8 protein-coding genes and 1 pseudogene are annotated in these 10,693 nt (G+C 55.2%); all 9 read left to right on the top strand.

Features of this window, described 5'->3' with window-relative positions; all coding sequences use genetic code 11:
* On the top strand, positions 1-2,386 hold a 2,386-nt coding region (locus tag ABJF76_RS16685; protein WP_413822624.1), incomplete at its 5' end, for a type VI secretion system contractile sheath domain-containing protein.
* Between the two features lie 9 nt (positions 2,387-2,395).
* Entirely contained in the window at positions 2,396-2,686 is a 291-nt protein-coding gene (locus tag ABJF76_RS16680) for a hypothetical protein (RefSeq protein ID WP_413819995.1), read from the top strand.
* 29 nt (positions 2,687-2,715) lie between these two features.
* Positions 2,716-4,851, top strand: coding sequence for a type VI secretion system Vgr family protein (locus ABJF76_RS16675; RefSeq protein WP_413819996.1), 2,136 nt, complete (start codon positions 2,716-2,718; stop codon positions 4,849-4,851).
* 8 nt (positions 4,852-4,859) lie between these two features.
* Positions 4,860-5,477, top strand: a complete 618-nt coding sequence (locus tag ABJF76_RS16670; protein WP_413819997.1) for a DUF6931 family protein — start codon at positions 4,860-4,862, stop codon at positions 5,475-5,477.
* A complete protein-coding gene (locus tag ABJF76_RS16665) occupies positions 5,477-5,782 on the top strand; it encodes a PAAR domain-containing protein (RefSeq protein WP_413819998.1) in 306 nt (101 codons plus the stop codon). Before ABJF76_RS16670 ends, ABJF76_RS16665 begins: the two co-directional genes overlap by 1 nt.
* 6 nt (positions 5,783-5,788) lie before the next feature.
* Positions 5,789-7,252, top strand: a complete 1,464-nt coding sequence (tagH, locus tag ABJF76_RS16660) for a type VI secretion system-associated FHA domain protein TagH (RefSeq protein WP_413819999.1) — start codon at positions 5,789-5,791, stop codon at positions 7,250-7,252.
* A gap of 28 nt (positions 7,253-7,280) precedes the next feature.
* Positions 7,281-8,621, top strand: a complete 1,341-nt coding sequence (gene tssK, locus ABJF76_RS16655) for a type VI secretion system baseplate subunit TssK (protein ID WP_413820000.1) — start codon at positions 7,281-7,283, stop codon at positions 8,619-8,621.
* Between the two features lie 47 nt (positions 8,622-8,668).
* Positions 8,669-10,084, top strand: coding sequence for a type IVB secretion system protein IcmH/DotU (gene icmH, locus ABJF76_RS16650; RefSeq protein WP_413820001.1), 1,416 nt, complete (start codon positions 8,669-8,671; stop codon positions 10,082-10,084).
* A pseudogene (locus ABJF76_RS16645) lies at positions 10,081-10,693 on the top strand (type VI secretion system membrane subunit TssM); the annotation flags it as partial. The gene icmH and the pseudogene ABJF76_RS16645, both read left to right, overlap by 4 nt.

Raw genomic sequence — 10,693 nt, 5'->3', positions numbered from 1 at the left:
CGACATGGATGCGCTGCTGGCCGGGCTCGAAGCACCTCAGGAAGATGCAGCGGGGGGTGACGATCTGGATGACATCCTCGCTGGATTAGATAGTGACGCCGCCGACACCGAAGACGCACCTGATGACGACATGGATGCGCTGCTGGCCGGGCTCGAAGCACCTCAGGAAGATGCCGCGGAGGGTGACGATCTGGATGATATCCTTGCCGGGTTAGACAGCGACACCGCCGACACCGAAGACGCGCCTGATGACGACATGGATGCGCTGCTGGCCGGGCTCGAAGCACCTCAGGAAGATGCAGCGGGGGGTGACGATCTGGATGACATCCTTGCTGGGTTAGATAGTGACGCCGCCGACACCGAAGACGCGCCTGATGACGACATGGATGCGTTGCTGGCTGCGCTCGAAGCGCCTCAGGAGGATGCAGCGGGGGGTGATGATCTCGATGACATCCTCGCTGGGTTAGATAGTGACGCTGCCGATGCTGAAGACGCACCTGATGACGACATGGACGCGCTGCTTGCCGACCTTGACGATGGGGACGATGATTTGGACGCATTGCTGGGCGACATTGGCGGTGATGACGACGATAGCGCCCCAAGCGACACAGGAACGGGTGACACAGAAACAGGTGAAGCCGAACAGCCCGCAGCTGTCCAGTCGCCCTTTGGCACGATCAGCGCCACGCGACCGGAACGTGCAGATTTGAACCGAAACAAATTCCGTATGGCGCTTTTTGCTGACTTTACAGGTCGTGCTGCACGCGGGGTCTTGGAAACCGGCGATGCACTGGCCGCGCGCGCGCCCATCGCGCTGGACGTAGACACCATCGACGACATTATCGAAGGTTTTGGAACCACGCTTGTCCTGCCCATCGGCGAGGGGGGCACAGGTGTGGAAATCAAACTGGGCGAGATGGATGATCTGCACCCTGACGAACTTTATGACAATGTGGACCTGTTCGATGCCATCGCAGGCGTGCGCCAACAGCTAAGCGTTGGTTCCATGGCGGATCGTGCCGTTGATCAACTAAAGTCATGGTCGGAAACCTATGCGACGCCGATCAAATTGCCCAAACACTCGGCTGGGTCAGCGATGCCAACGAACCTCAAGCTGACCGACTTTCAGGCGTTGATCGGTGACACCCGTGGCACGTTGACCCAAGCCGGACCGGCCGATGCGCTAATTGCACAGATTATCGGACCGCATGTGGTCAAAGCCCCCGATGCGGGTGTTGACGCGATGAAAGCCGCGGTGGACGAAGCCCTGAGTTCGGCGATGAACCTCATTCTACACCATCCCGAATTTCAGGCGATCGAAGCACAATGGAGATCGCTGGATTTGCTAGCGCGCCGTATTGAGACGGACGTGAAGCTGGAAATCGTGCTTTATGATATCTCTGCTGAGGAACTGGCCGCCGACCTAGCAGCGCACGAAGACCTTGCAGACAGCGGGTTGTTTAAACTGGTCACAGATGTCCTTGAGCCCGAAGAAGGGGCAGGCGGATTTTCGGCCATGTTCGGCCTTTACACGTTTGAGGAAACGCCTCCTCATGCGGAATTGCTGGCGCGCATTGGCACGGTTGCCGCGCACGTGGACGCGCCGTTCTTTTCCGCGATATCGCCCAACTACCTTGATACCGCGCCCGAAGATCGTCACCCGCTGGTGGCCGAAAACTGGGACATGCTGCGCAGTTTGCCCGAGGCATCCTATGTCGGGCTTGCTTCGCCGCGCTTTATGTTGCGCCAGCCGTATGGTGCAAAATCCGACCCGGTCTATGCCTTCAGCTTCGAAGAATTTTCACCGCGCGAAGGCCTGAAGGGCATGTTGTGGGCCAACCCCGCCGTTTTGGTCGCGATTTTGCTGGCAGGCACCTACAAAAAAGACGGTAAAGCCATGGATCTGGGATCGCTTATGGCGCTTGGGGATCTGCCGTTTTTCTATGTTAATGACCGTTACGGCGATCAAGTCGCGTTGCCTTGCACCGAACGCAACCTGACAAGTGACCCGGTACAGGCTACACTTGGGCGGGGTTACATGCCGGTGGTCTGGATGAAAGGGCGCAACGAAATTCGCCTTGGGTCATTCCGCTCCCTTGGCGGGGATATTATCGCCGGTCCGTGGGAAGCCGAAGTTCCTGCACCACGTCCCGCCCCCGGTGCCGCGACGCTAGAAACAACGATGACGGCGCCTCAAGACGATGCCGACCAAGACGACGACACATCGCTTGACGATCTAATGTCAGACCTTGAGGATGACACGTCGACAGATGATGATACTTCACTAGACGATCTGCTTGCCGGATTTGACGATGACGGCGACGACGATGACGCGTCGGATGACGACATGGATCCTGATCTTGCTGCCTTACTGGAGGGCCTTTGAATGAATGTTATGAGTGGTACACCCGGCGATGGTTCGGGCGAAGGTGACGAGCCCCCGATCATTTTGGTGGGGATCGAAAAAAATAGTTATTACATTGTGCGCGGTGACGAGTTTCTGAACGAGCTTTTGCTTGTGGATGGGGAATACCCAAAGCCCATTCTGTGTCTAAATTTTGATTCTATATTTGATGCAAAACGCATTTTGGGGGACGATTTTTCATTGGTCTCTTGTTGGGCCATCCATCCTGAAATTATTGCGCGTTTACGAAAAGATGAGTGTTTGATCGAATCGGATGAATAAGGCCCATGTACGGGCCAAGGAGTATTTAAATGGCAAATGATCTTGATTTTGAAGGTCGCGATGTCTGGATGGAGGGCACGTATTCTTCTACGCCCGTCAACCTGAAGAATGCGCGTGTCACTGAGGGGCTTAGCACCCTCACGGAAACGACTGTGGAATTCCTGTCCTCGAACGAGGCGCTGGATTTGCAAGATATCCTTGGTTCGACCATCCACGTCATCCAAAAGGACAAGGACGAAGAAGATCGTGTTTATACCGGCACGTGCATCTCTGTTGATTATGTTGGCCTTTATCAGGGCATGTCGCATTTCGTGGCTGAACTGCGCCCATGGCTGTGGTTCCTAACACGCACCTTGGAAAACCGGATTTTCCAAGAGATGGATGTTCTTAAGATCATCGAAGAAGTGATGGCCCCATATGGGTTCTGGTCTGACGTCAAGAAAGAGACCACCGCCACCTACAAACCGCGCACCTATTGCGTGCAGTACCATGAAAGCGATTTCGATTTCATCTCGCGTTTGATGGAAGAAGAGGGGATTTATTACTTCTTCATCCAGGATGGCAAAAAGTTAAAGATGGTCTTGGCTGACAGTATCAGCGCCCACAAACCGACGCCGAAATTTGACAAGATGGACTTTGCGTTCCGCGAAGTGACCGAAGCGGAAGACGGCAAAAAGACCAAAGAATACCGTCGCGACACCGATCACGTTTTTGACTGGAGCGAGACTACAGCGGTGACCACCGCGAAGGTGACGCTTGAAGATTATGATTTCGACAAACCCAAGACCGAGCTGAAAAAAGTTAAGTCGATGCCCAAGGGCAATCACGCTAAGAAATCTGATTTTGAACATTACCTTTACCCCGGCCGAAACCGGCTTGAGACCCACAATGTCGACGACAGTTTCGTCAAAGTCCGCATGGAGGCCGAGGCTGTGCGCCACAAGCTGTCACGCGGTGCTGCGAATGTGCGCAATCTGGGTGTCGGTCAGACCTTTAAGCTGGCGGATCATCCGCGCACGGAAAACAACATCGACTATCTCGTGACTCGTGCCGTGCACGAGCTTCAGATTGAAACCGATTACGAAACGGCAGAAACCTCGACGCCGCTGTTTGACAGCACCCTTCCGGTCGATGAGGAAAACACCGACACCTACCGCGTCGTGTTCGACGTGATCCCCAAGGCCGAAAAATTCCGCGCGCCCCTTGATACCCCTTGGCCGCGCGACATGGGTATGCAGACCGCAGTCGTCACTGGGCCTTCGGGCGAAGAGATTTATACCGACAAATATGGCCGCATCAAAGTCCAGTTTCACTGGGACCGCCTTGGGAAGAATGATGAAAATACCACCTGTTGGGTGCGGGTTGTCATGCCATGGACAGGCAAGAACTGGGGCATGATCTCGATCCCTCGGATTGGGCAAGAGGTCGTGATTCAGTTCGAAGAAGGTGACCCAGATCGCCCGATTTGTACCGGCATGCTGTATAATGCCGACACAATGCCGCCCTACGAATTGGACGCCAACAAGACCCAAACCGGCATCAAAACCCGATCAAGCAAGGGCGGGGCTGCGTCCAATTACAACGAACTCGTCTTTGAGGACAAAAAGGACGAAGAATTCATCCGCATGCATTCGGAAAAAGATTATTTTCAGACCATCGAAAACAATGCGGTTGTGATGATTGGTCAGGAAAAGATGGACCCAGGCGATTTAACGCAGACCATCTATCACACCAAGACCGAGACGATTGAAACCGGCGATCACATCTTTAGCGTGGACACCGGCAATCAGAATATTTTTGTCAAGACTGACCACACCGAGGCCATCGAAGGTAAGGCGGATCAGACGATCACTGGCAATTACACGCAGACGATCACCGACGGAAATGTGACCCGCGATGTATCTATGGGAAACGAGGCACACACGCTCGCTTTGGGCAACTATTCGCTGGATACGAGCGCCGGAAAGGTTGCGATTACGGCCGGGGTGGAAATTTCGCTGACTGTCGGCGCGAATTCGATCAAAATTGACAACTCCGGCGTCACGATTTCGGGCGTCATGGTGACGGTCGACGGTACTGCGACTATCGATGTTAAATCCCCAATGACCACCGTCAAGGGGGACGCTATGCTGACCCTTGCTGGCGGTGTGACCATGATCAATTGAGGTAACGCATGTCCAAACGATTTGAAAACCTCAAGAAAGTCCCAGATCAGCCCGCATCGCGGTTGCTGGCAGCGGCGAATGCGCAACTTAAGACCAAGCTGTCGGCCCCGGCCAATGCCTCGGTTCAGGTTGTGCTTGAAGAATTAGAAGCCGCCCGGGCCCCGGTCGACATGTTGCGCTTGTTGTCCGTTTCTTTGCCACCGCGTGAATGCGTTTGGTGGGCCTGCATCGCGGGCCGAGACGTACTGCAAGAGGACGAAAAAAGCATCTGCCTGACCTCTGCCGAGGCTTGGGTCTTTGAACCGACTGTCGAAAATCGCGAGCGCCTACGATTGGTGCTTGAAAACGAATCTGCGGCCGATAATGCAGCCCCTTGTGCGACGGCCGCCTATTATGCCCCCGGTAATTTGGGCGAAGGCGACATGGCTGACATCCCCGCACCCATCGGTGTGGTGTCTGCCTGTTGCTTTGGGATGAACCTAAAGACATTAAAAGTGGGCCCACCACCGGAACATTGTTTTGAAGTGATGATTGACCGTGCACTCGACATTGCACGCGGGGGCAATGGCAAGATAGAGTTGGTGCAAGACTCTACTCCTGCACCGACCACAGAAGGAACTGCCTGATGCCCGGCCCCCCTCAAGCACGCCTTGCCGATATGCATATTGGCACTGTCTGCACAAAAGGTATACCGACGCCTATCATGCCTCCTTGTTGCGTGACCGTTCTGGTTTGCAAAATGCCGGCGGCACGGGTGACAGATATGTGTTTGGGGATGCCTTTACCGCCACCGCCGGTGCCACCGCACCCTATTGCAAAAGGGTCAACCACGGTGCTGATCGGCAAACTGCCAGCAGCGCGGATTGGTGATTTGTGCAGCCTTGGTGGTTCAATCATCGTTGGCGCGCCAACAGTTTTGACGGGCGGCTAAACGACGATGGCAATTACACTGCGCTTCCAGTCCACAGGCAGCATCCCCGATAACGGCGACCCCATCGTGATGAACGGCCCAAGCATGACGCTTGGGCGCGGCAATGAAAACGACGTGGTTTTACCCGATCCCAACCGTGAACTTTCGAAACGCCACTGCGCCATCGAGGATCACAATGGCAACGTAATCGTGGTCGATTTTTCGACAAACGGGACTTTTTTAAACTACGGCAAGCTAGCCCTTGGGGCGACGCCCACGCCGCTCAATGACGGCGATATCCTGTCGGTCGGGCCTTACGAAATTCTTGTCAGCATCAGTTCGGATGCGCCGGGCGATTTTATCGCAGATCCATTGGCCGATGGGCCTGTGTCACATGGCATGGCTGGCAATGCGCCCAGCAACGCAGACCTGTTGGATGCACCGGGCGACGGTGGCGATTTTCTTGACGATCTTCTGGTTGGGCGCGGCGCGCCTCAGGGCCCCGGTGTCATTGACCGCGAAGACGTGGGCGACGATGGGCTGCTGCCCCCCTTGGGAGATGAGGATGGTATTTTGCCGCCTGCGCCGGACCCTTTCGAAGATCAGGGATCGAGCGACAGCATGCACAATGCCGCAGCGCAAGATCACTTTGCCATGCCGGGCCAAGTGGCCTCTTCTAGTGGTTCGGCAATTCCCGACGATTGGGACGATGATTTTCTATCGCCCAATTCAGGTGGCCAAAGCCCCGTTACGGCAGACCCATTTGCCGCGCCCATGCAACCCGCACCTGCAGCACCTACTGCGCCGCCTGCACCACGCGCGCAGGTCGCACCGTCGCCCATGCCTGTTTCTCCTGTGCCGCAGCAAACACCGCCACCGCAGATCCCCGCTGCCGCAGTGGGTGCTGGACCAGATGCCGCGTCACGTGGGTTTTTGACTGAACTAGGCGCCACCGAAGTTCAGGTTTCGGATCAGGAATTACCCGCAACGATGACCCGCATGGGGCAAGTCCTGCGGACCATGATCGAAGGTCTGCGCGAGATTCTCATGACCCGCCAGTCGATCAAATCCGAATTTCGGATCGAACAGACCATGATCCAGATGGGCGGCAATAACCCTTTGAAATTCTCGATCAGCGCCGACCAGGCCATCGAGGCGATGGTACGCCCCACCGCGCGTGGTTATCTTGATGCAGCCGAAGCGACGAACGAAGCTCTCAAGGACATTAAGGCGCACGAAGTTGCCATGTTGACCGGCATGGAAGCGGCGCTAAAGGGCATCCTTAAAAAACTGGACCCCGCCGTTCTCGAAGAGAAGATCAGCACCGATAAAAGCCTTGGAGGAATGCTGAAAAGCCGCCAAGCTCGTTATTGGGAGATCTACCAAAACATGTATACAGAAATTTCAGACCAAGCCGAAAACGACTTCCAAGAACTTTTTGCCAAGGAATTCGCCCGTGCCTATCAAGAACAATTGGACAAATTGAAATGAAGACTGATCAACGATTGAGAGACGCCTGATGTCCTGGGACAGCAAGGTATTGTGGAATGAAGGCCTGTTTTTGCAGCCGCACCATTTCCAACAGGCCGACCGTTATATGGAAAGTTTGGTGGCTGGCCTCGCGCGCCGCGTAACGCCATATGCTTGGGGCGTGAACAAGCTGGAAATCGACGAAGAAGTGCTGAAGTTTGGCCAATTCGCGATCACGTCCTGTGCAGGGTTAACACCTGACGGCACCGTCTTTCGGGTCCCTCATTCCGAAGATCATCCGCCCGCTCTTGAAGTGCCTGAAACCATCAAAGATTGCGTCATCTATCTGACCGTGCCCCAACGTCGACAGGGCGCATTGGAAGTCGACATGACAGGCGCCGAACTGTCCGCAGCACGTATGCGGCCGGGCGAGTTGGAAGTAACAGACGTGACTTCATCGGGCAAAAAAGCCGTGACTATGGGCGTGGGCAAGCTGCGGCTGCAATTTGCGCTGGCTGTGGATGACCTGGCGGATCGCTTGTGTATTCCAATTGCCAAGATCATCGAAGTGAAGCCCGACAAAGAAGTCGTGTTGGACAAAGGGTTTGTGCCCTCTTGTCTCGATGTTCAGGCCTCTGCGGCGCTTGGTGGATTTGTGCGCGAACTTGATGGTTTGTTGAACCACCGCAAAACTGCATTGTCCGGGCGTCTGTCTGAAGGTGGCAGCGCCAAAGGTGTGGCCGAGATTTCGGATTTCCTGCTGCTTATGTGCGTGAACCGGATGCAGCCAGTGATCCAACATTTGGCAAAGATCGAAAACGTCCATCCCGAAGATTTGTACCGCACTTGCGTTGGGCTGGCGGGTGAATTGGCGACGTTTATGGCCAACGACAAAGCCGCGCCTGAATTTCCAGCTTATGCCCATGACAATCTGACCGACACGTTCAAACCGGTCATCCGCACTTTGCGCCAATATTTGTCGTCTGTGCTGGAACAAACCGCTGTGTCGATCCCGTTGGATCCGCGGAAATATGGTATCAGTGTCGGTATCATCGCCGACCGCAAACTGTTGTCGACAGCGGGTTTTGTGCTGGCGGTACAAGCCGACATTCCGGCAGAAAACGTGCGCCGTCACTTCCAAAATCAGGCAAAGATCGGCCCGGTCGAGGAAATCCGCCAACTGGTCAATTCGGCTTTGCCGGGCATCCCGCTGCGCCCGCTTCCTGTTGCACCGCGCCAAATCCCGTATCACGCCGGGGTGGTTTATTTTGAACTGGATGGCGACAGTGCCCATTGGGGCAAAATGTCGACGTCTGGTGGTATTGCAGTACACGTATCCGGAGAGTTTCCCGGTCTCAAGATGGAATTATGGGCCATTCGGCAAGGTTAAAGCGCCCATCCAAGGCGCTACAAATTATTTTACGGGGATAGAGACGCATGTCCGATAAAGACCCATTTGCAGAACCAGATGATGCTGACCGGACGATCATCAGACCAAATCCCGGTGGACGTCGGGGGATGGCCTCTGCACCTGCGGCGGCTGCCAGCCCGAATTTTGATTCAGCCCCGACGCCGCAACCCATGCATCAAGGCGGTGGACAGGCCATGGGCATTCCACAACCTGCCGCGCCGGTTAACACCCTAACCGAACCAAGTGTCGAACAAGGCATGACCGGCATGAACCGCATCAATGCGGCTGCCGCCACGCTATTTTCTCTGGTGTCGCGCATCCGCAACCGCGCGCAACACATGGACCCCGAAAAATTGCGCCGTTCAGTCGTCGCCGAAGTGCGCGAGTTCGAAAATCGTGCCCTTCAAACCAGTGTCGACGCCCAAGACGTGAAAATCGCGCGCTATGCGATTTGTGCGACGCTGGATGACGTGGTGCTGAACACACCTTGGGGCGGGCAATCGATCTGGGCGCAACAATCCATGGTTGGCACATTTCACAAAGAAACCGTCGGCGGGGACCGTTTTTTCGACCTGCTCGCGCGGTTGGAAAAGGAAGCGGCCAACAATATCGATCTGCTTGAATTTCTGTACATGTGCCTTTCGCTGGGTTTTGAGGGGCGCTTGCGCGTAGAACAACGTGGCACAGAAAAGCATATGGAAATTCGCGCGGGCTTGGCGCGTATCATCCGCGCCCAACGCGGCCCTGTCGAAAAAGACATGTCCCCCCATTGGGAAGGCGAAGACAAGCCGCACAAAGTGCTGTCGATCTGGAAGCCGCTTTGGATCACAACGGCCACCGTTGCGCTGATGATGATGGCGGTGTTCTTAACGTTCTCTTGGGTTTTGAACCGATCCACAGACCGGATTGTGGGCCAACTTTCTGTGCTGGATTCCGGGCAAGTGGCCGAACTATTCCGGCGCGCAACACCGCCGCCGCCACCGCCACCGCCCCCTCAGGAACAGCTCAATCGCGTCAAAGGTTTCCTCGAAAAGGAAATCACAGACGGCTTGGTCGAAGCCTTTCAAGATCAGCAAACAATCACAGTGCGTCTGACTGGATCGGGCATGTTCGGATCGGGCTCCGACAGTTTACAACAAAAATTTATCGCACCACTCAAGCAGGTGGCCGCCGCCTTGAATGACACTCAAGGTCCGATCATCATCGTTGGTCATTCAGACAACGAGCCGATCAATTCGTCGCGCTTCCCGTCCAACCAGCATTTGTCGTTGGCCCGCTCAGAGGCTGTTATGAAAAAACTAGCCCCCCAAATCAATGAAAGCACGCGCCTGTCCGCAGAAGGGGTCGCCGACAAATTCCCTATCGCTGACAACGGCACGCGCGCAGGTCGATCGAAAAACCGACGCATTGAAATCGTACTCGTCAGAGAGGACGCACAATGATTCTCCATAGTATTCGTCGTGTTGCCCGCGCCTTAGGAACTGGGATTTCGATCACGGTTTTTGTGGCGATCGCTTTTTGTTTGCTGGCTTGGTTCGTCGGCCCTTATCTGCCGCTTCTGGCCAGCCCGTTGTCGCGTCTGATCACCATCGCAATTATCATTTTGCTGTCGCTGTTCGTCATTCTTTTGGTGATCCTGCGCCGTGCTAAACGCGCGAAAAACATGGAAGACGACATTGTCGAATCCGTGGATGATACTGCCGAAGACGACGAATTGGTGCAGGCCGAACTGGTCGAAATGAAGGGTAAAATGCGCGACGCGCTGACGGCCTTGCGTAAATCTAAGTTGGGTCGTCGCTCACTTTATGAACTGCCATGGTATGTGATTATCGGGCCTCCGGGCGCTGGTAAAACCACGGCATTGGTGAATTCGGGGCTAAATTTTCCGCTAGCCAAAACGACCGGTTCCGCCAGCATTGGCGGCGTTGGTGGCACGCGCAACTGTGATTGGTGGTTTACGAACGATGCTGTCCTGATCGACACTGCGGGGCGTTACACCACCCAAGACAGCGAAGAATCCGAAGACAACGCTGGTTGGCTTGGTTTTCTTA

It is taken from the genome of Tateyamaria sp., assembly GCF_039940735.1.
GTDB lineage: Bacteria > Pseudomonadota > Alphaproteobacteria > Rhodobacterales > Rhodobacteraceae > Tateyamaria.
This window is presented reverse-complemented; position numbering and strand designations above follow the sequence as displayed.

Excerpts from the sequence above, each read along its gene's own strand:
- icmH (WP_413820001.1), top strand. The coding sequence starts at position 8,669 with ATGTCCGATAAAGACCCATTTGCAGAACCAGATGATGCTGACCGGACG.
- ABJF76_RS16680 (WP_413819995.1), top strand. The coding sequence starts at position 2,396 with ATGAGTGGTACACCCGGCGATGGTTCGGGCGAAGGTGACGAGCCCCCG.
- ABJF76_RS16665 (WP_413819998.1), top strand. The coding sequence starts at position 5,477 with ATGCCCGGCCCCCCTCAAGCACGCCTTGCCGATATGCATATTGGCACT.
- tssK (WP_413820000.1), top strand. The coding sequence starts at position 7,281 with ATGTCCTGGGACAGCAAGGTATTGTGGAATGAAGGCCTGTTTTTGCAG.
- ABJF76_RS16670 (WP_413819997.1), top strand. The coding sequence starts at position 4,860 with ATGTCCAAACGATTTGAAAACCTCAAGAAAGTCCCAGATCAGCCCGCA.
- tagH (WP_413819999.1), top strand. The coding sequence starts at position 5,789 with ATGGCAATTACACTGCGCTTCCAGTCCACAGGCAGCATCCCCGATAAC.
- ABJF76_RS16675 (WP_413819996.1), top strand. The coding sequence starts at position 2,716 with ATGGCAAATGATCTTGATTTTGAAGGTCGCGATGTCTGGATGGAGGGC.